Genomic DNA, 25,802 nt, shown 5'->3' with positions numbered 1-25,802 from the left:
AGCGAGCAAGCGGACAACATTCCTCTTCGTCATCCTCGGGCTTGACCCGGGGATCCATGCCGGAACGCTGCTCCCGCCGCCGCCCTGCAAGGCTCCCTCCCCCGCCGTTCCGCTCATTCGGCAGCCGCCCGTGACTTGCCTCTCGCCGGTCGCTCGACACCGCTTTCCAGCGTTTTCAAAAGGGCCTTACGGATCGTGTCCAGCCTGTCGGTGCTAACGATCTTCTGGCCGGTGAGATCGGTCACGTAAAACGTGTCGATCACCTTTTCGCCAAACGTCGTGATGTGTGCCGAGGCAATGTCGAGCGAGAGGTCGGAGAGCGTTTCGGTTACTTCCGAAAGCAACCCCGGACGATCGAGCCCCTTGACCTCGATGACGGAGAAGCGGTTCGACAGGGTGTTGCCAATCTCCACGCGCGGCTCGACGCTGAATGCCCGGGTGCCGCGGCGTGGCTTCGCGCGCTTCTCGATCATGTCGGGCAGATAGGATTTGCCCGAGAGCACATCCTCGATAAGCTTGCGCACGCTTTCGGCGCGGCGGCGCTCATCGGCATCGAAATCGAATTCGCGGTTGATCAGGATCGTATCCAGCGCGCGGCCATGGGTGGTGGTGAAAATCTGCGCATCGACGATGTTCGCTCCCGCCGCCGAGCACGCGCCAGCGATGATCGACAGGAGGCGCGGGTGATCGGGCGCGAACACCGTGATCTCCGTCACAGCCTCGAATGTATGCGGCTTGACCATCGTTGCCAGCGGGCGCTCTTCCCTGTCGGCCTCCCGAATAAAGTCCGCGTGACGGATCTGATCATCCAGATCGACGGCCAGCAGGTAGGCCGAGTAGTGCAGATCGAGATAGTCCTCCATGTCTTTTTCGGGCCAACCGTGCTCTTCAAGCGCGCCTGCCAGCCGCTGGCGCGCCTCGTCTGCACGGGTGGAGCGCGGCGCTTCGGAGAAGCCACCGGTCAGAAGCACTTCGGTCTCGTAATAGAGCGTGCGCAGGAGCTGCCCCTTCCAGCCATTCCACACGCCGGGGCCGACGCCGCGAATGTCGCAGACGGTCAGCACCAGAAGCAGCTTCAGCCGCTCCACGGACTGCACCATGTCGGCGAAGTCCTGGATCGTCTTGCGGTCGTTCAGATCGCGCGTCTGGGCGACCATGGACATGTCGAGATGATGCTCGACCAGCCAGGCGATCATCTCCGTTTCCTTGGGATCGAACCCCATATGCGGGCAGAGCCTGCGGGCGATGCGTGCACCTGCCGTGGAGTGATCCTCCGGCCTTCCCTTGGCGATGTCGTGCAGGAGCAGCGTCGTGTAGAGCACTTCGCGCCACGGCTTCAGCGAGGGCATCAGCGAATGGGAAAGCGGATGCAGCTTCTCGCCGTCGCCATGCTCGATCTCGGACAGGACGCCGATGCAGCGGATGAGGTGCTCGTCGACCGTGTAGTGGTGGTACATGTTGAACTGCATCATCGCCACGATCTTGTTGAAATCGGGGATGAGCTTGCCCAGAACGCCGGCCTCGTTCATGCGGCGCATATTGAGCGCGGGATCGCGGTCGGATGTCAGCACATCCATGAAGAGGCGGTTGGCCTCCTTGTCGCGGCGCAGATTGCGGTCGATCAGCTTGAGCGAACGGGTAAGCAGCTTCAGCGCCTCGGGGTGATATTCGAGCCCGTGCCGGTCTGCGAACCAGAACAACCGCAACAGGTTCACCGGGTCGCGCTCGAACACGCCTTCATCGGCCACGTTGATGCGGTGATTGTCGACGATGAAATCGCTGGTGCCTGCAAGTTTTCTGCGGCGGCGCGAAAAGTTCATGAAGAAGCGGTTGAAGCCGGGCACATGCTTGCCCTGTTCCTCCTCAAGTGCCGCGCAGAAGATGCGTGTCAGGTCGCCCACGCCCTTGGCCGTCAGGAAGTAATGCTTCATGAAGCGCTCGACCGCCGACAGGCCGGGATGGCTTGTATAGCCAAGCCGCTCTGCGATATCGCGTTGAATATCGAAATGCAGCCGCTCTTCCGCCTTTCCGGTGAGAAAGTGCATGTGGCAGCGCACCGCCCAGAGAAAATCTTCCGCCTTGCGAAACTGGAGATATTCCTTGCGGGTGAAGACGCCCTGCCCCACCAGGTCTTCCGCGCGGCGCACGCGGTAAAAATATTTGCCGATCCAGAACAGCGTGTGCAGGTCACGCAGGCCGCCCTTGCCGTCCTTCACATTGGGCTCGACCAGATAACGGCTCTCGCCCGCCTTGGCATGGCGCAAATCGCGCTCGGCGAGCTTGGCCTGGCTGTATTCGGCGCCCGTATCCTTGACCACTTCCTCGTCGAAACGCTCGACCATTTCTTCATAGAGTGGCTTCTCGCCGCAGATGAAGCGCGCTTCCAGAACGGCGGTGCGGATCGTCATGTCGGTGCGCGCCTGGCGGATGCACTCATCGATGTTGCGGGTGGCATGGCCGACCTTCAGCCCCATGTCCCACAGCATGTAGAGCACATATTCCACGATCTGCTCGCCCCAGGGCGTCTGCTTGTAGGGCAAGAGAAAAAGGAGATCGATGTCGGATCCGGGCGCCAGCGTGCCGCGCCCATAGCCGCCGACCGCCACAATCGCCAGGCGCTCCGCCGACGACGGGTTCTGCGTCGGATAAACATGCGCCGCCGCAAAATGCTGCACTTCGGAGATGATCACATCCATGAGATGCGAAAGCCGCGCGGCGCAGGCCGTGCCGCCGCCATCATTCATCAGCATGGTTTCGGCCGCCTTGCGGCCTTCCGCTATGCGCGCCTTCAGCGCCTTCATAATCTTCGAGCGCTGCTCCGGACCGCTCGTCTCTTCGGCAAAGGCTGATAGTTCGGCACGCAGCGCGGTGCCGTCTATGATCTGATCGAGCTTAAGTGGAACCTTGGCCATGAGTTTCCCGAATTGGCGGCGCTGTATAGCCTGTTTTCGCCCGCTGCGAAATGGCTGTCAAAAACTGCGGTTGCAGCACAGACACCCGGCCGCTATGTCGCAGAGGTTTCGCACAGAAAGCACACGGGTTTCAAATGGAGCTTCCCGCCCCGCTGCGCCAGGCAGTCGACGCATATCTGGAGGGCACGCCGCTTTCCCAGATACAGGATGCTGCCCAGCGCCTGTCAAAGCGCTATCGCGCCGAAACCCGTGACGGAAGCCTGCATGTGGGCGATGCGCTGGCTGCAAAAGCCTATCTGGCAACCCGCCTGCCCGCCACCTATGCCGCGGTGCGCCAGTGCCTGGCGGAGACCGCAGCACGGCGTGAGGATTTTGCGCCATCGCGCATGCTCGATGTGGGCGCCGGCCCGGGCACCGCGCTCTGGGCTGCTCGCGCGGAATGGCCGGAGCTCGATACCGCAACGCTGGTCGAAACGAGCGCTGCCATGCGCGAGGCGGGAGCAGAGCTGGCAAGATCGCTCGCCATAGACACGAACTGGCATGCCGCCAGTGTGGAAAGCGGGCTTGCGGACATCGCGCCCGCCGACCTCGTGACGCTCTGCTATGTTCTGGACGAGCTTGCTCCGGCGGTACGCGATACGCTGATCGACCGTCTCTGGGCCCTGACCGCCGACACGCTGGTGATCGTGGAGCCGGGCACTCCTGCCGGGTGGCAGCGCATTCTTGCCGCACGCGACCGGCTCATCGCCCTTGGCGGCCACATTCTCGCCCCCTGCCCGCATCACGCGCCCTGCCCGGTGGCAGCGCCCGACTGGTGTCATTTCTCCCGCCGCGTCGCCCGCTCGCGCCTGCACCGCACTGCCAAAGGCGGCGAGGTGCCGTGGGAGGATGAAAAATTCAGCTATCTGGCGGTGTCTCGCCACAAGCCCGACGAGGGCCCCTCCCGCGTGCTCGCCCCACCGAAAACGGCAAGCGGCATGGTGCGCCTGAAACTGTGCACCAGCGACGGCGCGCTGGACGACCGCCTCGTCACCCGCCGCGAAGGCCGCACCTTCAAGGCCGCCCGCAAGGCCGACTGGGGCGATGTGCTTTAGATTGGTAGCGCAGCCTATTTCTCCCCAGCAAGCTGCTTCAGCCGATAGAGCGCCTCCAGCGCTTCACGCGGTGTCATGTCATCAGGGTTGATCGCCAGCAGTTCCTCGCCGAGGCGATCCGGCGTCTTCGACGCTTTCGCTTCCTGCTTCGCCGCCACCGAGAAAAGCGGCAGATCGTCGATCAGTTTCGACGCCTTGCCGGAGGTCTCGCCTTCCTCAAGCTGCTGGAGCACCTCGCGCGCGCGCTCCACCACCGCATGCGGCAGACCGGCGAGCCGCGCCACCTGCACGCCATAGGAACGGTCAGCCGCGCCGCGTCCCACCTCGTGCAGGAACACCACGTCGCCCTCGAATTCCTTCACCCGCATGGTGACATTGGAGAGCCGTCCGAGTTTTTCCGAAAGCGCGGTCATCTCGTGGAAATGGGTGGCGAAGAGCGCCCGGCAGCGGTTTTGTTCATGCAGATATTCAACCGCCGCCCAGGCAATGGACAAACCATCAAAAGTGGCTGTGCCGCGGCCAATCTCATCAAGGATCACCAGCGCGCGGGGCCCTGCCTGATTGAGGATCGCCGCCGTCTCCACCATCTCGACCATGAAGGTCGAGCGGCCACGCGCCAGATCATCAGATGCGCCGACGCGGCTGAAGAGGCGGTCCACCACGCCGATGCGGGCAACGGACGCCGGCACGAAGGAGCCCATCTGCGCCATGACTGCAATGAGTGCGTTCTGGCGCAAAAAGGTCGATTTACCGCCCATGTTCGGACCGGTCAGAAGCCAGATCGCGCCGGCCTCTTCCCCACCTGTCGGCGAGAGATCGCAGTCATTGGCGACGAAAGGCTCAGCAAGCTGCTTGCGCAACGCCTGCTCCACCACCGGGTGACGCCCGCCCTCAATGTGAAAATCGAGACTGTCATCCACCTGCGGGCGGCAGTAGTTTTCCGCTTCCGCAAGCTCGGCGAGGGCCGCTGAAACATCGAGCACAGCCAAAGCATCAGCGGCAGCGCGGATGCAGTCAGCGGAAGCAACGGCTTCGGACAACAATTGCTCAAACACGCCAAGCTCGATCTGCAAGGCCCGGTCGGCGGCGTTGGCGATTTTCGTTTCCAGCTCCGCCAGTTCCGTTGTGGTGAAGCGCATGGCGTTGGCCATGGTCTGGCGGTGGATGAAGCGCGCCTTGGCCTCGTCCGTGCCATTCATCACGCCGGCATTGTTGGCCGTGACCTCGATATAATAGCCAAGCACATTGTTGTGCCGGATCTTGAGCGACTTGACGCCCGTCTCCTCGGCAAGCTGCCGCTCCATCCCGGCGATCACCCGGCGCGACTGGTCGCGCAGCGCACGCATTTCATCGAGCTCGTCATTGTAGCCAGCGCAGATGAAACCGCCATCGCGCTTCAAGAGCGGAAGCTCATCCGCCAGCGCGCGCGACAGATGGGCGGCAAACTCCATGGGCAGGCCGGCAATACCCGACAGCGCCCCGGCGATCTCCGCAGGCGCGTCCTTGCCCTGAAGCAGCTCCGCCACGCCATGCGCGGCCTCGAAGCCGGAGGCGAGTGCGCCGAGATCGCGCGGGCCGCCACGGTTGAGCGCCAGCCGCGAGAGCGCGCGGGCAATGTCCGGCACACCTTTCAAAAGCCTGCGCACATCCTCGCGCAGGCCCGGCTCGGCAAGGAAAAACGAGACCGCATCAAGCCGCCCGCCAATCGCTTCCGGGTCGGTGAGCGGCGACATGAGCCGCTCGAAGAGAAGCCGGCTCCCCGCGCCCGTCACCGTGCGGTCGATGGCTTTGGCAAGGCTGCCATCGCGGCTGCCCGAAAGCGTCCGGCCAAGCTCCAGATTGGCGCGGGTGGCCGGGTCGATGAAGAGGCTCGCGCCCTCATCGTCGCGCTCCGGACGGCCAAGCGGCGGACGCTCTGCCTTCTGGGTCTTCTCCACATAGGCGACAGCACCGGAAATGGCCGAAAGCTCGGCGCGGGAATAACGGCCAAAGCCTTCCAGCGTCGCCACGCCATAAAAGCGCGTCAGGCGCATTTCGGCGGATGCGGAATCGAACAGGTTCGCCGGCTGCGGATTGGCCACCCGCCCCAGCACGTCGAAGGCAGGCCGGAAGGCCTCGTCATAATAGACGGCCTCGGGCACGATCAGTTCACGCGGATCGATGCGCAGCACATCGGCCAGAAGCCGGTCCGGCCGCGTGGGCGCAACGCGGAACGCGCCGGTGGAAATATCGATCCAGGCGAGCGCCAGACTATCATCCCCGCCTTTCACCCGGCCAAGCGCCATCAAATAATTGGCCTCGGATGGGTCGAGCAGCTTTTCCTCGGTGATGGTGCCCGGCGTGACCAGCCGGATCACATCGCGCTTTACCACGGATTTCGAGCCGCGCTTCTTGGCCTCGGCGGGATCTTCCATCTGCTCGCAGACGGCGACGCGATGGCCAAGGCCGATCAGCTTTTGCAGATAATCGTCTGCCGCATGCACCGGCACGCCGCACATGGGAATGTCGTCGCCCTGATGCTTACCGCGCTTGGTGAGCGTGATGCCAAGCGCGCGGCTGGCAATCTCCGCATCCTCGAAGAACAGCTCGTAGAAATCGCCCATGCGGTAAAACAGGAGCGAATCGGGATTGGCCGTCTTGATCTCGATATATTGCGCCATCATGGGCGTTGCCCCGGCAGCGGCCTGCATTGCGTTGTGGCGCATGGGCGTTTCGTCGTTCAAGGAAGGGCTCCCAGCCTTTGAATTGGCTTTGTACTGGCTTCAAATCAACAGCTTCAATCTGCTTGGCCATTTACTGGGCAAAAGTGTAGCCTTATGCACCCGTCACTGGCAAAACTCCACAGAAAGCATAAGCCAGAGCCCGTCTCCCGGAGGAAACAAGCCGACATGCCCAACGATAAAAAGTCCGAACGTCAGGGACCATCCGTCAGCCCGCAGGAAGCGCTGGACTTCCACTCATCCGGCAGACCCGGCAAGCTGGAAATCACCCCCACAAAGCCGATGGCGACACAGCGCGACCTGTCACTCGCCTATTCTCCGGGCGTGGCCGTGCCCGTTCAGGCCATTGCCGAAGACCCGAGCCGCGCCTTCGACTACACGACGCGCGGCAATATGGTGGCCGTCATCTCCAACGGCACGGCGATCCTTGGCCTCGGCAATCTGGGCGCGCTTGCCTCCAAGCCGGTGATGGAGGGCAAGTCCGTCCTCTTCAAGCGTTTTGCCGATGTGGATTCCATCGATCTCGAGGTCGACACGGAAGACGCCGACGCCTTCGTCAACTGCGTCAAGCTGCTCGGCCCCTCCTTCGGCGGCATCAATCTGGAAGACATCAAGGCGCCTGAATGCTTCATCATCGAAAGCCAGTTGCGCGAGCTGATGGACATTCCCGTCTTTCATGACGACCAGCATGGCACGGCGATCATCGCGCTTGCCGGCCTCATCAACGCGCTGCACCTCACCGACCGCGATATCAAGACGACCAAGCTTGTCTGCAATGGCGCGGGGGCTGCCGGCATTGCCTGTATCGAGCTTGCCAAATCGCTTGGCCTTGCGCCGGAAAACGTCTTCCTCTGCGACACGAAGGGCGTGGTCTACAAGGGCCGCGAGGAAGGCATGAACCAGTGGAAATCCGCCCATGCCGTCGAAACCGACAAGCGCACGCTGGCCGAGGCGCTGGAAGGGGCGGATGTGTTTTTCGGCCTTTCGGCCAAGGGCGCGCTGACGCCGGCCATGGTGCAGTCCATGGCGAAAAACCCGATCATCTTCGCCATGGCCAATCCCGACCCGGAGATCACGCCGGAGGAAGTGGCCGAAATCCGCACCGACGCCATCATGGCGACGGGCCGCTCGGACTATCCCAACCAGGTGAACAACGTTCTCGGCTTCCCCTATATCTTCCGTGGCGCGCTCGATGTGCGCGCGACCACCATCAACGACGCGATGAAGGTGGCCGCCGCCGAGGCGCTGGCCGAGCTTGCCCGCAAGGACGTGCCGGACGATGTGGCGGCCGCCTATCAGGGCAACCGCCCCAAATACGGCCCCAACTACATCATCCCCGTGCCGTTCGATCCGCGCCTCATCTCGGCGGTGCCGGTGGCTGTCGCAAAGGCGGCGATGGGTTCAGGCGTTGCCCGTCGCCCCATCCTCGACATGCAGAAATACGAAAACGAGCTTTCGGCCCGCCGCGACCCGCTCGCCTCGACGCTCCAGCGCATCTACGACCGGGTGCGCCGCCAGCCCAAGCGCGTGGTCTTTGCCGAGGGCGAGGAAGAACAGGTGATGCGGGCTGCCGCCTCCTATGTGAACCAGAAGCTTGGCACCGCCATTCTTCTCGGCCGGGAGGAGCAGATCCGCGAGACGGCGCGGCAGGCGGGCGTCGATCTTTCCAAATCCGGCATCGAGATCATCAATGCGCGGCTTTCGCGCCGCAACAGCATCTATGCCGACTATCTTTATGAGCGCCTGCAGCGGAAGGGCTATCTCTTCCGCGATGCGCAGCGCCTGATCAACAACGACCGCAACCATTTCGCCGCAACCATGGTGGCGCTGGGCGATGCGGATGCGATGGTGAGCGGCGTGACGCGCAACTATTCCACCGTGCTCGACGATGTGCGCCGCGTGATCGACGCGCGCCCCGGCCACCGGGTGATCGGCGTCACGCTGGCGCTGTGCCGCGGGCGCACCGTGCTCGTGGCCGATACGGCGGTGCACGACATGCCCAATTCCGAGGAGCTGGCCGACATTGCCGAGGAGGCCGCCGGACAGGCCCGCCGCATGGGCTATGAACCGCGCGTGGCGATGCTCGCCTACTCCACCTTCGGCCACCCGCCGGGCGAACGTTCCGAGCGTGTGCAGGAGGCGGTGAAGATCCTCGACAAGCGCCGGGTCGATTTCGAATATGATGGCGAGATGGCCGCCGATGTGGCGCTGAACCCGAGCCTGATGCAGCAATATCCCTTCTGCCGCCTGTCGGGCCCGGCCAACGTGCTGGTCATGCCCGCCTTCCACTCCGCCTCCATCTCCACGAAGATGCTTCAGGAACTGGGCGGCTCCACCGTCATCGGCCCGCTTCTGGTGGGGCTGAACAAGTCTGTTCAGGTGGTTTCGCTCAACGCGAAGGATTCCGATATCGTGAACATGGCGGCGATTGCGGCTTATAATGCGGCGGTTTGAGCTGTGACAGCGGCGAGATTCTATGGGGCCGCGCGTGAGCGCGGCTTCGGTAACATGAAAAACGTATCACCCAAACGTCTGCTCTCACGACAACCAGAACAACCCAATCAACAATCAGAAATATTCAACTCTACCCTCGTACAGAAAACACTGAATTTCGCCCTATACTTATTCATCGCCTTCGTCTTTGCCCGCTGGACAGTAGTTGAAGCCTTTGGAAATCTAGAGCAAACCACAATAAATCCAACATTCTCTTTTATATTCTTTTTTACGTTATTGTGCTCAATCGCCGCAAACAACTGCTCACAAGCGTGAGAAATATTAATTCCCTTAAGCTCTATAAGGACCGTTTTTTCTTTGTTTGAAACAAAATAATCCGCCCTAACCCCCTCCGAAACTAAACAACCATCTATCCTACCAACCTCATAAGATTCACGCTCTTTGTTTAAAAATACAACCTTCTTCCTATTCTCCTCCACCTTTATCTTACTGTGACTTACGACATCTATACACATAATTATATCCCCCCCTCCAATTCCAAAAGATTTTCAAAATCCTGAGATATAACATCGGATACTTCATCCAGAAATACAGCGTCCACCAGCCCCTCATCATCGTTAATAATTGACGAAACAACACCATCATCAATTTTCAGCGCAGAGAAATCCTCAATGTTAAGCCACGATTCTCTCGGAACAATAAGACCAATTTTCGTATTTATCTTCCTCCTACGAGAAAGCCTTCCAGCCGTTAGAAGAACATTTAAGCGCGACATCAAATACGGACTGTGCGTCGTTATTATCATTCTCCTGCGAGGATTGCCTCCAGTCACTCTTGAAATCAAAACATCAAGAAGGTCGCACTGAGCCTTTGGAAATAGATGCGCTTCAGGCTCTTCTATATAAATCAAATCGGAAGTTCTTCGATTAATTATCGCGCTTCGGTGTCTATTTCTCTCATCAATAGACATAATATTATCAAGAAAAAACCATATAGGAAGAAGTTCTTGCTGACCACTCGACAGAGAAGAGAAGGGAACCTTTCGACCATCCTCCATCTCAATGAACTCACTCTCCCTTTTCACTTGAACGACTCCGCCAAAGAATTCGATCATAACTTTACGGCGCCGGTCCTGAAAATCCGCCTCCATTAAGGCTCTCGGAGTATAACTAGGCAGATCCCGCCAGCTCGCAAAGAGCCTCGCAAACCGGAGCGTCGCCGGATCTAGACTCACTCCCTGCTCAAGACCAGCGACCATCTTTCCAATGCTGGTAAAAAAAGCTCTACCAGCTGGAATGAACACCTGATTGTTAACAACATTAAAATCGGCACTTCTTCTAATATGAGACCATATAGCACCTCTTATTCTGGAAGACATCTCAATATGATGCGATGTAACAACCCCCTCATCATCATCTTCATAAATTTTCTCATTTATTTCATTAAATGCACTCTGGGAAACGCTGTAAAGCTCATCAAGCCAAGGAGAAAATTTAACAGACACTTCGCCCGATAGTTTACCACCCATTTTTCTCCTCAATATTCGGACACCAAATTTCCCATCATTAAAGTTAATCTGAAACCGCTTATCCCCCCATGCTTGCGGCGGAAACCAAACAGTAAAAGACCTTTTTATATGCGCCTTGAACTCGTTTATGGTCATTCCGTCTTCGGCCCTCGAAATTATTGACGGAATTATATCATTGAAGAAGTAGATTAACTTAGTCGCAACACTTTTCCCTGACCCCTGAGGACCAATAATTACATTAACTTTCTTAATTTTTATATCAGCTTGCTTTATGCAAGAAAAATCGCGAATGGAAATTAAAGACATAACATCTCCATATTCTTTGAGTGGAAAATTTATTCATTCAGATGTTAAAAATAGCAGGATCACTACATGGAGGTCAATTGTTTTGGGTCTCCTCTCAACCACCAACGTACCGACACTAGATATTTTTTAAGTTCCTAAATATATTTCTAGATATCTACCGCCCCCTCTCTGCAAACTGAAACAACAATCTCTTCGACCTTGCGTCTACTTAAAGCTGAAGATAAGCGACCAGATCGTTCAGATCAGGGAAATTGTTTGTACGACGCAGACGCAACTTCCAGAACACGACACGCCCCACCATTAAAAAACCGGGCGACGCGCCTCACGCATCACCCGGCCTTCATGTCGCTCACTCCTAGCCGCGCATCAGCGCGGCCATCAATCAAGCCGCGAAACGCTGCGCTTCCGCCCCGTAATAATTAATATACCGGTCCGAGATCGCCTCCACCGGCAGGACCACGAACACATCCGTGGTGCCGAAATCATGGTCGATCACGCAGCCATCGCCGAAGCGGGCGCCGAGGCGCAAATAGCCTTTCACGAGGGGCGGCATGGCGGCAAGCGCCGAGCGGGTCTGGATCGCTTCCTTCGGCATCAGGTCGAGCGGGGCATAGCGGCTGGCGACGGCGCGCACATGCCACTCGGCCTCCACCTGGCAGAAATGCCCGAGGAAGGAGAGCGCTTCCGCATGGGCCGCCGGCACGACGCCGGGGAAGGAGGCGCAGCCCATCATCACGTCGATGCGCTTCTTGCGGCAATAGGCCCAGATGCCCTGCCACAGAAGCTCGATCGTGCGCTTGGTGCGGTAGGGCGGCAGAACGCAGGAGCGGCCAAGCTCCAGAAAGCGGCGGCCCTGATGGCGGGCCATCAGCGTTTCGATGGCGAATTCGTCTGCGGAGTAGAATTTTCCGGCCCGGCGCGCGCCCTCCGGCGTCAAAAGCCGGTAGGTGCCGACAATGCGGTCGACATCCTCACCCGGCAGCGCGGTGTCGAACACCAGAAGATGGTCGCACACGGCATCGAATGCATCCGCATCGCGGTCGGCACTCAGCGCGCCGAGCGGCGCTTTCGCGCCCATCTCATTGTAGAAAACCCGGTAGCGAATGCTCTGGGCCGCGGCAATCTCCTCCTCGCTGCGCGCAAGGCGCACTTCGAGCGAGCCGATGCGGCCCAGAAGCGCGTTCTCGGCATCGCCGGCGAGCGGCGGCCTTGCGGCCTGGTCATCGAGAGGGGCCCGGTTCAGCGTGATGCCCTGCATTGCTGATTCTCCTCCGCTTGGCGTTGACGCTGAAATAGTGGTCGCTTGCGACAGAACTATGACACTACCGTCACAGGGGGGTAGGCGGCAAGCAGGTGTGCGGTCCGGGCATCGCCCCTGCTGCACCGGCAGCTCCTTCAGCGAAACCCGGCCCTGCCTCTCAATGGCTCCCGGGTCAAGCCCGGGATGACGCGGTGCTTGGAAGGGGAAGACACACACAGCCCTCATCCTGAGCGTCCTGAGCTTGCCGAAGGGCGAAGGGCGAGGGCGGCATGGAGTATAGCGGCGGTGGCGAGGGTCGCGCATGCCTCCACCCCACCCTTCGCCCTTTGACAGGCTCAGCAAGCGCAGGATGAGGGTGAAGACACGGAGAAGCGGTGTGCGTTGAAAAGCACCAGCCCCTATCCCCTGTCGGAGCCCGCCCAATCGAACCGCTCATTCCTCACCTACGCATGTCCCCTCATCGGTGTTGAACAAGGAAGCTGCCCCCCCTGTTCTCAGGCCGTGACCTGCAGTTCCAGCGCGGCCAGAAGCTCGTCCGGGTCGAGCGGCTTGGTCACAAAGCCATTGGCGCCATGGGCAAGCACGCCGCTGCGCGTCTCTTCCTGCCCGTCAGCGGTGAGAACGAGGATGGGCAGTGGCGCCAGCCCCCTCTCCTCCTCGTGCCGGCGGATGGCGTTGATGGCGTCGAGCCCGTCCATCACCGGCATGTGCAGATCCATCAGCACCGCATCGAAGCGCGTGCCCGGCGCGCTCACCGCCTCCACCGCCTCGCGCCCGTTGGAGACGAGCGTGACCCGGTGCCCCGCCCGCGACAGTGCCGCGCGCGCCAGCATGGCGTTGATCTCATTGTCCTCGGCGACCAGGATGTTGAGCCCGCCCGCGCGCCGGCCCATGGTTCCGGCATCATGTGTGCGATCATGCGTTTCCGCAGCCGGCCAGGTGGTCTCGCTCTTGCTCCCCAAAAGCTGGCGCAGCAGCGTCCTGCCCCGCACGGGCCGCGCGAGAAACGCGCCATAGCCGCTGGCGCGAAATGCGGGAAGCCGCCCGCGCTCCGATGGCGTGATCAGCGTCAGCGCGCGGTCTCCACCAACGCCCAGCGCGTGCAGACGGGTGATCAGCGCGCCATCGTCGCTTTCAAGCGAGGCGTCGACCAGCACCGTGTTGAACGGCCGGCCGCTCTCTTCGGCGAGCCGTGCCGCATCCTCCGCAGTGGCAGCGATCGCCGCGCGCCCGCCATGCACACGCACGGTCATGGCGATGGTTTCGGCCTCCTGCGCGAAGGGCGAGAGAATGACGGCGTTGACCTCTTCGAGCACCGGCTCGACACGGCCCGCCTCTTCCGTCTCTGCGCCCAGCGGCAGGAGCACGGCAAATTCCGAGCCCTCGCCCGGCGTGCTCGCCACGCTGATTGCGCCATTCATCGCGTCGACAATGCGCTTGGTGATGGCAAGGCCGAGCCCCGCCCCGCCATGGCGGCGGGTGGAGCTGCCGTCCACCTGTTCGAAATCCTTGAAAATGCGGTTGATGTCGTCCTTTTCGAGCCCGGGGCCGGAATCGGAAACGGCAATCCGGAGCGCCGGAGCGCCATTCTTCTCCGCCCGCGAGACCGCGACCGTCACCCCGCCCTCATCGGTGAATTTCAGCGCATTGCCGAGCAGGTTGATCAGCACCTGGCGAAGCCGGCCCGGATCCGCCGTGATGGTTTCGGGCACATCCGGCGCGATGTAGCAGCCAAGGCCGATGTTCTTTGCAAAGGCGCGGGCAGCCAGAAGCTCGACCACGTTTTCCACGAGCTCGTTCACCGGAAGCGCCTGGGGCTCCAGCTCCAGCCGCCCCGCCTCGATCTTGGAATAGTCGAGCAGGTCCTCGATCAGCGCCACAAGCGCGCTTGCCGAGGTGGAAACCGCCCCCACATAGGTGCGCTGCTCGAGCGTCAGTTCCGTGTCGGCCAGAAGCGTCGCCATGCCCATAATGCCGTTCATCGGCGTGCGGATTTCATGGCTCACCGTGGCAAGGAAGCTCGATTTCGCGCGGCTTGCCTGTTCGGCGCGTTCGCGCGCGTTGATCAGCGCCGTCTCGGCCCGCTTGCGGGCGGTGATGTCGCGCGCAATGGCCCGGTGCGAAACCGAATCCGCGCTGTCGTCGCGCACCGAGTGCTCGATCCATGAATACCAGCGCACCCCGCCACGCGTGTGGATCGCCACATCGGTGGAGCTCAGGCATTCACCATCGGTGAAGGCGGCATCCGGCACGAGGCCGATATCGATGCCAAGCTGGCTCAGCGTGCGGCCCACCAGGGTGGAAGGGTCGCGGCCCAGCAGATCAGCAAACACGCGGTTCACATAGACGATGCGGCCGCTCCGGTCTCGGTGGACGATCAGGTCTCCCAGCGCGTCCACCAGCCCGTGAAAGCGCTCCTCGCTTTCGCGCAGCTCCCACATGCGGTCGGCCAGTTCTTCGAGCTCGCCGCGATTGACCGTCTCGGATTCGGCAAGCGCAGTCGCCATGCGCCGGTCTGCCGTGGAAGCGCGGAAGGCAAGGGCCAACGCAAGGGCGCCCAGCCCCAGAAGCGCTATGCCGACCAGCGGCGAGGCGCCCGTCAGATGGCTGAGCCCGGCGATCAGGATGATCGCGAGGCCGATGGCCACCTCGCCATGATGTGTGGGTACGGGAAGCCGCACCGGCGCGAGCGCCGGTGGCCTGATGCGGATCCTCTTGCGCGGCTGCCGCTCTGGAGAGAGCGTCCTTGCCGGCTTCGGGTCGCCTTTGTCTTTCCCCACCATTGTCATGGCAAGAACAATAGGCGGCGGGCATTACGGAAGCTTTTGGCTCGCCGTTCGAATTTTAGCGAATGGCTTAACCGGGCATCTCCACCACCACGCGTCCGCGCACCCGGCCCTCGATGATATCCGTTGCAGCCGAAATCACGTCGCTGAACGGCACGACGCTTGCGATCGCGCCGAGCTTCTTGTGGTCGAGTTCCTTGGCAATGCGCTGCCAGGCCTCCATGCGCAGCTCTTTCGGCGCCATGACGGAATCAACGCCCAGCAGCGAGACGCCGCGCAGGATGAACGGCGCGACACTGGCCGGCAGGTCCATGCCCTGCGCCAACCCGCAGGCCGCCACCGCGCCGCCATAGGAGGTCATGGAAAGCACATTGGCGAGCGTGTGGCTGCCCACCGCATCAATGCCGCCGGCCCAGCGTTCCTTGCCGAGCGGACGGGCGGGACCGGAGAGCTCGTCCCGGTCGATAATTTCGGCAGCGCCCAGCTCCTTCAGGTAATCGGCTTCGGATGCGCGTCCGGTGGAGGCGATCACGTGATGCCCCTGCCCGGCCAGAAGCGCGATTGCGACAGAGCCGACACCGCCGGCAGCCCCCGTCACCACCACCGGCCCGCGTTCCGGCGTGATGCCGTGGCGCTCCAGCGCCATCACGCACAGCATGGCCGTATAGCCGGCGGTGCCCACGGCCATCGCATCCTTCGGGGTCATGCCATCGGGCAGCGGCACCAGCCAGTCGCCATTCACCCGCGCGCGCCCGGCATAGGCGCCATAATGCGTCTCGCCCACGCCCCAGCCATTGAGAATGACCTTATCGCCCTCTTTCCAGCCGTCATGGGTGGATTTCGTCACCGTGCCGGCGAAATCGATGCCCGGTACGAGCGGAAAGCGCCGCACCACGGGGGCCTTGCCGGTAATGGCGAGCCCGTCCTTGTAGTTGACCGTGGTTGCCTCCACGGCAACGGTAACGTCGCCCTCCATCAGATCGTCTTCGGAAAGCTCCGTCCACTCGACGGACTGCTTCTTGTCCTCGTCGCGCGAAATCAGAACCGCTTGAAACGTGTCCGCCATCACTCACTCCGGCTGGTTACGGTCATCGATGATGGCAGACTTTGCGGCGCGGCGGGCGCGAGGTCAATCCGCGTGCGTCTGGCCGTCCGTGCGGCCGCGCCGCCAGTCGAGAAACTCGTCGAGAATGACAAGCCCCGCACCGACGGTGATGAACACATCGGCCAGATTGAAGATCGCAAACGACCAGACCGGCGTGTGGAAATAGATGTAGTCGGTGACGAAACCGTTGGTGAGCCGGTCGATGAGATTGCCGAACGCCCCGCCCAGAATGAGCGCGAAGCCGAGGCGCGCCCATTTTTGGGCAGATCCCGTGCGCAGTGCGAGATAGCCGATGAACAGGATCACGCCTGCCATCACGAGGCTGAGTGCCATGTCGCTCATGCCGGAAAACATGGAGAAGGCAATACCGGTGTTGCGTGAATGCAGAAGCGAGAGGAACGGCAGAAGCTCGATCCGCTCATGCAGCGGCATCATCGTCTCGACCACTTCCTTCACCACCTGATCTGCGACCGTGAAGAGCACGATCAGCAGCGCGTAGAACCCGATGGCGCGCGCGCTCATGCGTCGGCCCTTTCTTCAAGCGGCAGCGCCTCGCGCCGGATTTCATAAAGCATGACGCCCGTTGCCACGGCGAGATTGAGCGAATCCGCCCGCCCTGCCTGCGGGATGCGCACGAGTGTGTCGCAGCTTTCGGCAAGCCGGTCCGGCAGGCCCTGCTGCTCATTGCCCATCAGGAGCAGGACCGGCCCCTTCTTGTAATCGACGGTGCGATAATCGACCGAGCCCTTCAGATGCGTGCCCACAACCCGGCCGGCAAAACCTTTCCGCCAGGCGAGAAACGCCTCTTCGCCCGTGCGCACGATGGGCACGGCGAATATGGAGCCCATCGTGGCCCGGACCGTCTCGAAGGAAAACGGGTCGGTGCAGTCGCCAACCAGAATGACACCCTTTGCGCCCACCGCGTCCACGGTGCGCAAAACGGTGCCCAGATTGCCGGGATCGCGCACCCGGTCGAGCGCTACCCAGACCTCGCCATCGGCGGGCTTCACGGTTTCAAGCTTAACCGTCTTCTGCTCGAAGACGCCGACAACCATCTGCGGATTGTCGCGCTTGGTGATGGTCGAGAGCACCTTTTCGCTGACGATGAGAACAAGACCGCCGGATGCCACGGTGCGCGCGGCCAGCCGCTCTACCGCCTCATTGCCGCGCCCCGCCTTGGCATAGAGAAGCGTGCGGATCGTCCAGCCGGCATCGAACGCGTCGATCACCAGCTTCTGTCCCTCGGCAATGAAGGCGTGTTCGCGGTCGCGATACTTCTTCTGCGCCAGCGCGCGAATATCCTTGATGATCGGATTGGTGAGGCTGGTGACTTCCTTCACCTGACCCGGCCTGCGCCGTTCGTTTTCATGTCCGCTCATGATGCCACCCAGCGCGAAAAGAGCGAGGTGGACAGCGCGCGGCCTGCCGACTTCTCACGAATGATCAGTTCTCCCGATTCCACCCGGCCACCATCGCCGGCGAATGTGTCGCGCATCAGGGCGTGGATGGCGAAGAAGGACGCGCGGATGGAATAGGCCGTCAGCACCACCGCCAGCGGCTTGGGTGTCAGGATCGAGCGGCAGAGATCGGCCAGATAGGGCAGATCCTCGAACAGCTGCCACACCTCGCCCTTGGGCCCGCGCCCATAGGCCGGCGGGTCGAACAGAACGATGTCATAAGCATTGCCGCGCCGCGCCTCGCGCTCGGCAAATTTGACGGCGTCCTCACAGATCCAGCGGATCGGCTTGTCGCCAAGGCCCGCCATTTCCTGGTTTTCACGCGCCCAGCCGATCGCCTTCTTGGAAGCGTCCACATGGGTCACTTCCGCGCCGGCACGGGCCGCAACCAGCGAGGCCAGCCCCGTATAGCCGAAAAGGTTCAGCACTTTCACCGGGCGGCGCGCCTCGCGCACCAGTGTTTCCATGTGCGACCAGTGGGTCGCCTGCTCGGGAAACACGCCCACATGGCGAAACGAGGTGAACCGTCCGAGATAGTCGATCCCGTCATGGCGCATGGGCCAGGTCTCGCCGAGCGGCTCCCTGGGGAAACGCCAGCGGCCCATGCCTTCTTCATCCGTATCACCGGTGAAAATGGCATCCGCCCTGTTCCATTCCGCCGGGCCAAGCGCAGGTTGCCAGATCGCCTGCCCCTCAGGCCGCACGATCCGATAGGGGCCGTATTGCTCAAGCTTCTGCCCGCCGCCGGAATCGAGTAGCGCATAGTCTTCATTGGGCAGCACTTCGAGAATGACGGGCAGGCGCTCATCCGGCAGGGCACTGCTGCGCCGCGGGGGCGCCAGACGAGCACTTGGAGCACTTGTCGCGGGTTGCCGTTGCGGCTTCTCGCTCGGCGCTGAGTGTTTCCTGGGGCTGCGCCGGTCTTCGTTCCGGCGTTTGGGGCGCGCTGGCTTCAATCGGGTCTCCGAAACTGGGCGATCACGCCCGCGCTTCTGCCATAGCCGCGCACGACAGGCAACAAAGCCTCAACCAGCTTCAGCTCTGTCGTACAGCGCTCACGAAGCGGAATGCTTGATCTGCGGTGCATTGCTCGCGACCACAGGCGGAGCCTTGCGAAGCTTGTCGACTTCTTTTCTGCGTTCACGTGCATCGCGGCGGTAGCGCCCCTGACGGACCCAGGTGGCAAGACTGCCAATCACCATGCCCAGCGCCGCAGAGCCAAAGAGGTAGGTGAAGAGCGGCCAATGGACAGTCAGCGCGGGATTGCCGGGATTGAACGGGTCGATGGTGAAAGGCACGAGGGCGCGGTTGGCAACCGCCAGAGCAATGATGATCACTGCCAACGGCACGAGAACGAGTACGAGAATGATGCGGTTGGCCATTTCAACCCACTGTTAAATTCTGGAGGCTTCGAGAAAGACCGATCAGTCTTTCTCCGCGTTCAGTCGCTCACGCAATTCCTTGCCGGTCTTGAAGAACGGGACCCATTTTTCCTCGACTTCGACGGACTCGCCGGTGCGCGGGTTGCGACCAGTGCGGGCCGGGCGGTTCTTCACGGAAAATGCTCCGAAACCTCTCAATTCGACGCGGTTTCCTTCCGCGAGCGCGTCAGAAATCTCCTCGAAGATCGCGTTGACGATGTTTTCCACGTCACGCAGATAGAGATGCGGGTTGCGATTGGCAATCGTCTGCACGAGCTCTGATTTGATCATGGATTCTTTTCCGCCGCTGAGTTGCCCTGTTTGGCACCGTGTGTCTGTGACACAAAGATGATTTTGCTTGCTTTTTTAGTCAGTCAACCTTTTCATTTCAGGTTGCCAGACCGATAGGAGACCGTCAAGGAAGATGCGGTCGGCACCGAGCTCGCGCAGGATGTCGGCACCGCCTTCGGGTACTCCGAGGAAGCGGGAAGCGATCTGAGGCAGAAGGAGACTGCCGGCAGTTTCGCGTTTCTTCCATTCGACAATGTCGAGATCGTCGCTGAGACCCTTTGAAACGAGCCACTCTTTTGCTTCACGTTCGCCGCCAAGCCCATCGACCAGTTTGTTCTCAAGCGCCTGACGCCCGGTAAATACCGAACCGTCGGCAAGTTTCAAGACTTCGTCCCGCGACAACGGACGGCGCTCGGTGACCAAGTCCACGAACCAATCGTAGCTGTCGAGAATCATGGCGCGGATCATCGCTCGTGCCTTATCGCTTGTCGGCTTGAAAGGCGACGGTTCTGCCTTCAGAGGCGATGACTTGATCTCTTCGAGCTTTACACCCAGCTTGTCCATCAGCCCGCTGACATCCGGGTATTGGAAGAGGACGCCAATGGACCCAACGATTGAGGATTGGCGCGCAACGATATGATCGGTCGCGCTTGCGATCATGTAACCGGCCGATGCTGCCAGTGTGCCCACCTGCGCTGTCACCGGCTTCTCGCTGGCGAGGCGTCGAACCTCTTCGTAGATCGCCTCGCCCCCGGCTGTGGTGCCGCCGGGCGAGTCGATCGTCAGGATCACGCCTTTTACCGATGGGGCCTCGCGGATGCGCTGGAGCCGCTCCAGCAATTCGTCATCTTCGAAGATCGTTCCGGAAATCTTGACCTGCGCAATGTGGTTTGCGGAAACATCCACTGCGCTTCCCATGATCTGACGTGTGGCGAACGCAATCGCCAGCACAATGACGGCAAAGGCCACGATCCGCCAGAATGTCAGCTTGCGCCGCAATCGCCGCCGGTCGATCAGTTCATCCGCTCGAGTGGACATGACATCCTCGCTTTCACCTGGTTTCGGTCCAGACCAAGCGCCTTTTAGTGCAAAGGCCAATCCGGGACCACCGCCTTTGTACAAGATTTTGCGTCGAGTACACGCCATGGGCGAGAAAGCCGCAAAAATTGCGCCTAAATCATTGTCGTTAATCCAAAAATAGCCATATTGGGATTGAATGGAGTAAGAAGGGGCGAGTTTGGAACTCGGGGTTTTGTGGCTGCGCTGTTTCGGTCGGAAGCCGGGTTGGGTTGTATCGCCTCATGGATCGTGCGCTCCTCGTCGGATCGTGATCGGTAAGCATCCGGAGGGTTCAGCCCTGATCGGTTCATTGGTCCGCTGTAGCGCACACGGAAAAATAGAATGATTGAATCAGTCAACAGCAGCGCCACGGCGGCGAAGAGCGGGCGCGGGCAGGCAATCCGTAGCAGCGAGCGCGGTGCGGAAGCCTTCGAGCAGGCATCCCGGCATTCGCAGCGTGTGCGACTTCTCAAACGCGTTCTTCCCGCGGTGGCTCTTGTGATCACCGTTGTGTTTGCCGGATATTCCTACATCTTCTCGGGCACGCGCGGTGCGATAGATCTGGCAAGCGCATCCATCGAGGGCGGATCACTGGTCATGTCCAGCCCCGAATTGAACGGTTTTACCAGTGACGATCGCCCCTACAAGATGACAGCCGAGCGCGCCCGCCAGAAGCTGGGCGGCGAGGACGTGATCGAACTGGAGGGTATTCGCGCTCATGTGCCGGTGGACGCCGATAATTTCGCCACCATTCAGGCGAGTGACGGCACCTATGATCGCGGCAACAATCGTCTGGACATTACCAGTAAGATTTCGCTACGCACCACTTCAGGTATTGTCGCCACCTTGGATTCTGCGGAAATCGACATCGAAAACAGCAGCCTTGCCTCCTCAAAGCCCGTGGAAATCGAGCTTGAAGGAACGAAGATTGCAGCCGATTCCTTCGCAGCGGAAGACGGTGGCAAAGTGTTTGTATTCGATAAACGCGTTCGCGTTACAATCGACCCGTCGCGGCTTCGCGAAACGGCGTCAGCATCGGGAAATTGAATCACGGTCACCGGCGCGATGACCAATCAACGGAGAGGAACACAATGCGCATCGGAAGCTTTTCAAGGCTCGCCTCGGGCGCGCTTCTCCTGACGGGAATATCGTCTGCCGCAATTGCCCAGGATTCCCAGAGCCGCCTGACGGGTCTCCAGCTTTCCGGTGACAAGCCCATCCAGATTGAGAGCGAGCGCCTCGAAGTGCGCGAGAGCGAAAACGTGGCAGTGTTTTCAGGAAATGTCTCTGTCGTGCAGGGGCCAACCCTCCTCAAGGCCGGGCGCATGAAGGTCTATTACCTGAAAGACGGGGGCTCTGCGGCTACCGGAAGCGCGAATATCGACCGGCTCGAGGTGGACGGCAATGTCTACGTAAAGTCGGAGAATCAGGTCGCCACCGGCGATAGCGCCACCTTCGACATGGCAAGCGAAGTGCTTGTGCTTTCGGGCAAGGAGGTGGTGCTTTCGGAAGGCGAGAACGTGATTGTCGGTTGCCGCCTCACAGTGCAGATGAAGAGCGGGCAGGCAAAGCTCGATGGCTGCAAGGGCGGTGGTTCGGGCGGCCGTGTGAAGATGCTGCTCACCCCCGGCTCACAAAACAGGCAGTAACCCACATTGATTTCCAAGTTGCGTAAGAAGCGGGCGGCAAAACAGCCCGCGGCGGAAAATCCCGCCACCAGCAAGTTGCCCAATTACAAGGGCACGCTTATCGCGCGCGGCCTCACCAAAGCCTACAAGGGCCGCCAGGTCGTCAGCGGGGTTTCCATCGGTGTGCGCGCGGGCGAGGCCGTGGGCCTGCTCGGCCCCAACGGTGCCGGCAAAACCACCTGCTTCTACATGGTCACCGGCCTTGTTCCCGTGGATCAGGGCACGATCCATATCGACGGGCACGATGTGACCGGCATGCCCATGTATCGCCGCGCGCGACTGGGGATCGGCTATCTGCCTCAGGAAGCCTCGATCTTCCGCGGCCTGACGGTGGAACAGAATATCCGGGCCATCCTCGAAGTGGTCGAGCCCAGCCGCAAGGAACGCGACAAGAACCTCGACGCACTTCTTGACGAGTTCAACATCGGCCATCTTCGCAAATCGCCATCGGTGGCGCTTTCCGGCGGCGAGCGGCGAAGGCTGGAGATCGCCCGCGCGCTGGCCAGCCGCCCCAACTTCATGCTGCTCGACGAGCCGTTCGCCGGCATCGACCCGATCGCAGTGACTGACATCCAGCAGCTTGTGCGCCATCTCACCGCCCGCGGCATCGGTGTGTTGATCACCGATCACAATGTGCGCGAAACATTGGGGCTGATCGACCGGGCCTACATCATTCATGCCGGCCAGGTGCTCACCCACGGACGTCCCAACGATATCGTTGGCAATGCCGATGTGCGCCGCCTTTACCTTGGTGAAGGCTTCACACTTTAACCATCCCTGCCTTTCAACTTGACAAGCAAAAGTCGGGCCAATTGAATCCGGCTTCGTTTCGGCACTCCCTGTCGGGCTCAATCGGGGCTGGTTTTTAATGGTGCTTGCGCCAAAACTCCATCTGCGTCAGACGCAATCGCTCGTCATGACGCCGCAATTGCTGCAGTCGATCAAGCTGCTGCAGATGACGCATCTGGAGCTTGAGCGCTTCCTCGATTCCGAAATCGAGCGCAATCCGTTGCTGGAGCGCGGCGAAACCAATTCGGAAGAACGGACTGAACCCGGGCCAAGTGCGCCAGAACTGCGCGAAAGCACAGCCGAGTTCATTTCAGAAAAACTGGATTCTTCACTGGAGAACCTGTTTCCGGACGATCCGGGCACAAAGGAGCGCATTGGCTCCGACCTCTCAGCACAATGGAAATCGGCGAGTGGCAACGGGCTCCAAACCAGCAGTGGCACCGCCTTTGACCTGGAAAGCACAACGGCCGCCGCCCCCACCCTGCGCGACCATGTGAATGGCCAGATCGCGCTGGCCTTTACCGATCCGGCGCAGATGCTCATCGCCCATGAACTCGCCGATGGCCTGGACGAGGCGGGATATCTGAGCCTCGACATTGAAGAGCTCACTGAACGCGTGGGCGCATCACCTGAAACCGTTCAGGCAACGCTTTCAATCTGCCAGACATTCGATCCGCCGGGTCTTTTCGCCCGTGATCTGGCCGAGTGCCTTGCACTGCAGTTGATCGCACAGGATCGATACGATCCAGCCATGAAGGCGATGGTGGAAAATCTCGAACTTCTGGCCAAGCGTGATTTCCGTACACTCGGGCGCCTCTGCGGCGTGGATGCAGAAGATCTGGCGGACATGCTTTCGGAAATCCGGGCGCTTGACCCCAAGCCCGGCATGGCGTTCTCGGGTGGCACCGCAGACCCGGTCGTGCCTGACATCGTCGTCAGGGCGGCAAGCGATGGAAGCTGGACGGTAGAGCTCAATCCTGAAACCCTGCCACGGGTTCTCGTCAACGAGCCATACTACGCGAAGGTTTCCCGTCACGCCCGCGAAGGCGAACGCCAGTTTCTGAGCGAATGCCTGCAAAGCGCCAACTGGCTCGCCCGCAGCCTCGACCAGCGGGCAAAGACCATCGTGAAAGTCGCTTCCGAGATCGTGCGCCAACAAGACGCGTTTCTGGTCCACGGTGTCAGTCATCTGCGACCACTCAATCTGCGCACCGTGGCAGAAGCGATCGGAATGCATGAATCGACGATAAGTCGCGTGACCGTAAACAAATACATGATGACGCCGCGCGGCACATTCGAGCTGCGGTATTTCTTCACATCGGCGCTTGGCTCTGCGTCCGGCGGCGACGCGCACTCGTCGGAATCGGTTCGTGATCGCATCCGCTCGCTGATTGAAGCCGAAGCGCCGTCAGCGGTCCTTTCCGACGACACGCTGGTGGACATGTTGCGCAAAGAGGGCATCGACATCGCCCGCCGCACTGTCGCCAAGTACCGGGAAGCGCTCAATATTCCGTCGTCGGTGCAGCGTCGCCGCGAGAAGAAGATGCTGGCGGCGGCAGGCCCGCGCGGCTGATTGCGCCTGCGGTTGAATTGACAAGGGCGGCGGAAGCCACTAGAAGCCCGCCCGCATGGACTACCAGGCCTTGAGAGCCTTCGACTTTTGTCCGCAGTGCCAGCAACCGAAGAAGGGATACGCGGCCGACTTACATCACAATCCGCCGCGGCACCTTGTACATGCAAGCCACACGTATAAACTCGATTCGTTCGGTGTCTGATCAGGAAAGGTCTGTTTTCAGATGAGCTTACGTATTTCCGGAAAGCATATGGACATCGGCGAGGCGTTTCGCTCGCGTATCGAGGAGCGGATCGGCGAAGCCGTCGATAAGTATTTCGATGGTGGTTTTGCCGGTCGCGTGACGGTTGAAAAGTCGGGTTCTCGTTTTGCCGCCGATTGTATGATCCATCTCGACACAGGCATGGTGTTGCAGGGCACCGGCCAGGCGCAGGAGCCGCAATCCGCTTTCGATGCAGCCGCCGAGCGTATCGAAAAGCGTTTGCGCCGCTACAAGCGCCGGCTGAAGTCCCACAACAACGGCCAGAATGTCGATCCGATGGACATTGCGTATCGCGTCATGGCGCCGGTGGCCGAAGATGAAGAAGAGGTCCCGGAAGATTACGCGCCCACCGTGGTCGCCGAATCGAAGATGGCGCTGCAGACCATGTCTGTCGCCTCCGCCGTCATCGAGCTCGACACCAAGGACAATCCCGTCTTCGTGTTCCGCAATGCCGGAAACAACGAAGTGAACATTGTCTACCGCCGTGCTGATGGAAACATCGGCTGGATCGATCCATCGGCAGTGGCAAGCGCATAGGTTCCGTGCCAGCCTCAGCGCCTGTCATGCAGCAACATGACAGGCGAACAGACGAAGCAGAGGATGCATAGACATGGATCTGAGCGATCTGATCGACCAGAAGGCCGTGATCCCCGCCCTGAAGGCCAATTCGAAGAAGCAGCTCCTGCAGTTGCTGGCTGAGAAAGCTGCCGGCGTGACCGGGCTGCCGGAGCGCGAAATTTTCGACACCATTTTGCAGAGAGAACGCCTGGGTTCAACGGGCGTCGGCAACGGTGTTGCGATCCCGCACGGCAAACTTCCCGGCATTGACCGCATCACAGGCGTGTTTGCGCGCCTGGAGACCCCGGTCGATTTCGAGGCCATCGACGACCAGCCCGTCGATCTCGTTTTCCTGCTTCTTGCGCCCGAAGGAGCCGGTGCGGATCACCTCAAAGCACTGTCTCGTATTGCGCGTGTGCTGCGTGACGCAGACAACACCGCGAAGATCCGCGGCACAAAAGATGCTGCCGCCATTCACAGCTTCCTGGCGCAGGCGCCTGCTTCCAACGCGGCCTGACCAATCATTTCTGACGACAGA

Annotated in this window: 21 protein-coding genes; 8 read left to right on the top strand and 13 right to left on the bottom strand. The window is 60.8% G+C overall.

Translation table 11 applies throughout. From position 1 onward, the window contains the following. Positions 1–113 precede the first annotated feature (113 nt). Complete coding sequence (locus H7H48_RS17565) at positions 114–2,912, bottom strand: [protein-PII] uridylyltransferase (protein WP_229450346.1); 2,799 nt, start codon at positions 2,910–2,912, stop codon at positions 114–116. Between the two features lie 134 nt (positions 2,913–3,046). Here H7H48_RS17565 and H7H48_RS17560 point away from each other — a divergent pair, with 134 nt between their 5' ends. Beyond that, on the top strand, positions 3,047–4,006 hold the full coding sequence (locus tag H7H48_RS17560; protein WP_229450345.1) for a small ribosomal subunit Rsm22 family protein: 960 nt from the start codon (positions 3,047–3,049) through the stop codon (positions 4,004–4,006). Between the two features lie 14 nt (positions 4,007–4,020). Here H7H48_RS17560 and mutS read toward each other — a convergent pair whose 3' ends face one another. Then, positions 4,021–6,669: a DNA mismatch repair protein MutS gene (mutS, locus tag H7H48_RS17555; RefSeq protein WP_229450635.1), complete on the bottom strand. Its 2,649-nt coding sequence runs from the start codon at positions 6,667–6,669 to the stop codon at positions 4,021–4,023. A gap of 225 nt (positions 6,670–6,894) precedes the next feature. Here mutS and H7H48_RS17550 point away from each other — a divergent pair, with 225 nt between their 5' ends. Further along, the gene (locus H7H48_RS17550; RefSeq protein WP_229450344.1) at positions 6,895–9,180 is read left to right on the top strand and encodes an NADP-dependent malic enzyme; all 2,286 of its coding nucleotides are present in this window, start codon (positions 6,895–6,897) and stop codon (positions 9,178–9,180) included. A 107-nt stretch (positions 9,181–9,287) separates the two neighbouring features. Here the strand turns inward: H7H48_RS17550 and H7H48_RS17545 are convergent, their stop codons facing one another. The 11 genes from H7H48_RS17545 to sppA all read right to left on the bottom strand — a co-directional run bounded on the left by H7H48_RS17545 (position 9,288) and on the right by sppA (position 20,373). Further along, positions 9,288–9,695, bottom strand: coding sequence for a hypothetical protein (locus H7H48_RS17545; RefSeq protein ID WP_229450343.1), 408 nt, complete (start codon positions 9,693–9,695; stop codon positions 9,288–9,290). A 2-nt stretch (positions 9,696–9,697) separates the two neighbouring features. Beyond that, positions 9,698–11,014 carry an AAA family ATPase gene (locus H7H48_RS17540; RefSeq protein ID WP_229450342.1) on the bottom strand — a complete coding sequence of 439 codons (1,317 nt, stop codon included), beginning with the start codon at positions 11,012–11,014 and terminating at the stop codon, positions 9,698–9,700. A gap of 382 nt (positions 11,015–11,396) precedes the next feature. After that, positions 11,397–12,272 (bottom strand): GNAT family N-acetyltransferase, encoded by an 876-nt coding sequence (locus H7H48_RS17535; protein ID WP_229450341.1) that lies wholly within the window; start codon positions 12,270–12,272, stop codon positions 11,397–11,399. Positions 12,273–12,769: 497 nt separating this feature from the next. After that, the gene (locus H7H48_RS17530) at positions 12,770–15,064 is read right to left on the bottom strand and encodes a PAS domain-containing hybrid sensor histidine kinase/response regulator (protein WP_229450340.1); all 2,295 of its coding nucleotides are present in this window, start codon (positions 15,062–15,064) and stop codon (positions 12,770–12,772) included. 67 nt (positions 15,065–15,131) lie between these two features. Continuing rightward, positions 15,132–16,127 carry an MDR family oxidoreductase gene (locus tag H7H48_RS17525; RefSeq protein ID WP_229450339.1) on the bottom strand — a complete coding sequence of 332 codons (996 nt, stop codon included), beginning with the start codon at positions 16,125–16,127 and terminating at the stop codon, positions 15,132–15,134. 63 nt (positions 16,128–16,190) lie between these two features. Then, positions 16,191–16,688, bottom strand: a complete 498-nt coding sequence (gene lspA / locus H7H48_RS17520) for a signal peptidase II (protein ID WP_229450338.1) — start codon at positions 16,686–16,688, stop codon at positions 16,191–16,193. Then, positions 16,685–17,545, bottom strand: coding sequence for an RNA methyltransferase (locus H7H48_RS17515; protein WP_229450337.1), 861 nt, complete (start codon positions 17,543–17,545; stop codon positions 16,685–16,687). Before H7H48_RS17515 ends, lspA begins: the two co-directional genes overlap by 4 nt. After that, positions 17,542–18,579, bottom strand: coding sequence for a class I SAM-dependent rRNA methyltransferase (locus H7H48_RS17510; RefSeq protein WP_229450336.1), 1,038 nt, complete (start codon positions 18,577–18,579; stop codon positions 17,542–17,544). Before H7H48_RS17510 ends, H7H48_RS17515 begins: the two co-directional genes overlap by 4 nt. A 99-nt stretch (positions 18,580–18,678) precedes the next feature. Next, complete coding sequence (locus H7H48_RS17505; RefSeq protein ID WP_229450335.1) at positions 18,679–19,005, bottom strand: LapA family protein; 327 nt, start codon at positions 19,003–19,005, stop codon at positions 18,679–18,681. Positions 19,006–19,047: 42 nt separating this feature from the next. Then, a complete protein-coding gene (locus H7H48_RS17500; protein WP_229450334.1) occupies positions 19,048–19,335 on the bottom strand; it encodes an integration host factor subunit beta in 288 nt (95 codons plus the stop codon). A 75-nt stretch (positions 19,336–19,410) separates the two neighbouring features. After that, positions 19,411–20,373, bottom strand: coding sequence for a signal peptide peptidase SppA (gene sppA / locus H7H48_RS17495; protein WP_229450333.1), 963 nt, complete (start codon positions 20,371–20,373; stop codon positions 19,411–19,413). A gap of 363 nt (positions 20,374–20,736) precedes the next feature. Here sppA and lptC point away from each other — a divergent pair, with 363 nt between their 5' ends. The 6 genes from lptC (at position 20,737) to ptsN (ending at position 25,781) form a co-directional block, all read left to right on the top strand. Next, a complete protein-coding gene (gene lptC, locus H7H48_RS17490; RefSeq protein ID WP_229450332.1) occupies positions 20,737–21,441 on the top strand; it encodes an LPS export ABC transporter periplasmic protein LptC in 705 nt (234 codons plus the stop codon). 44 nt (positions 21,442–21,485) lie between these two features. Continuing rightward, positions 21,486–22,043, top strand: a complete 558-nt coding sequence (locus tag H7H48_RS17485) for an LptA/OstA family protein (protein WP_229450331.1) — start codon at positions 21,486–21,488, stop codon at positions 22,041–22,043. Between the two features lie 18 nt (positions 22,044–22,061). After that, positions 22,062–22,853 (top strand): LPS export ABC transporter ATP-binding protein, encoded by a 792-nt coding sequence (gene lptB / locus H7H48_RS17480; RefSeq protein ID WP_370633417.1) that lies wholly within the window; start codon positions 22,062–22,064, stop codon positions 22,851–22,853. A 97-nt stretch (positions 22,854–22,950) separates the two neighbouring features. Further along, a complete protein-coding gene (gene rpoN / locus H7H48_RS17475) occupies positions 22,951–24,444 on the top strand; it encodes an RNA polymerase factor sigma-54 (RefSeq protein WP_229450329.1) in 1,494 nt (497 codons plus the stop codon). 223 nt (positions 24,445–24,667) lie between these two features. Then, on the top strand, positions 24,668–25,243 hold the full coding sequence (gene hpf, locus H7H48_RS17470) for a ribosome hibernation-promoting factor, HPF/YfiA family (protein WP_007008119.1): 576 nt from the start codon (positions 24,668–24,670) through the stop codon (positions 25,241–25,243). Positions 25,244–25,316: 73 nt separating this feature from the next. Continuing rightward, positions 25,317–25,781, top strand: coding sequence for a PTS IIA-like nitrogen regulatory protein PtsN (ptsN, locus tag H7H48_RS17465; RefSeq protein ID WP_229450328.1), 465 nt, complete (start codon positions 25,317–25,319; stop codon positions 25,779–25,781). Positions 25,782–25,802 lie beyond the last annotated feature (21 nt).

It is taken from the genome of Nitratireductor sp. B36 (assembly GCF_020833685.1).
Lineage (GTDB): Bacteria > Pseudomonadota > Alphaproteobacteria > Rhizobiales > Rhizobiaceae > Nitratireductor.
The sequence above is the reverse complement of the archived record's forward strand: the minus strand, read 5'-3'. Positions and strand labels throughout refer to the sequence as shown.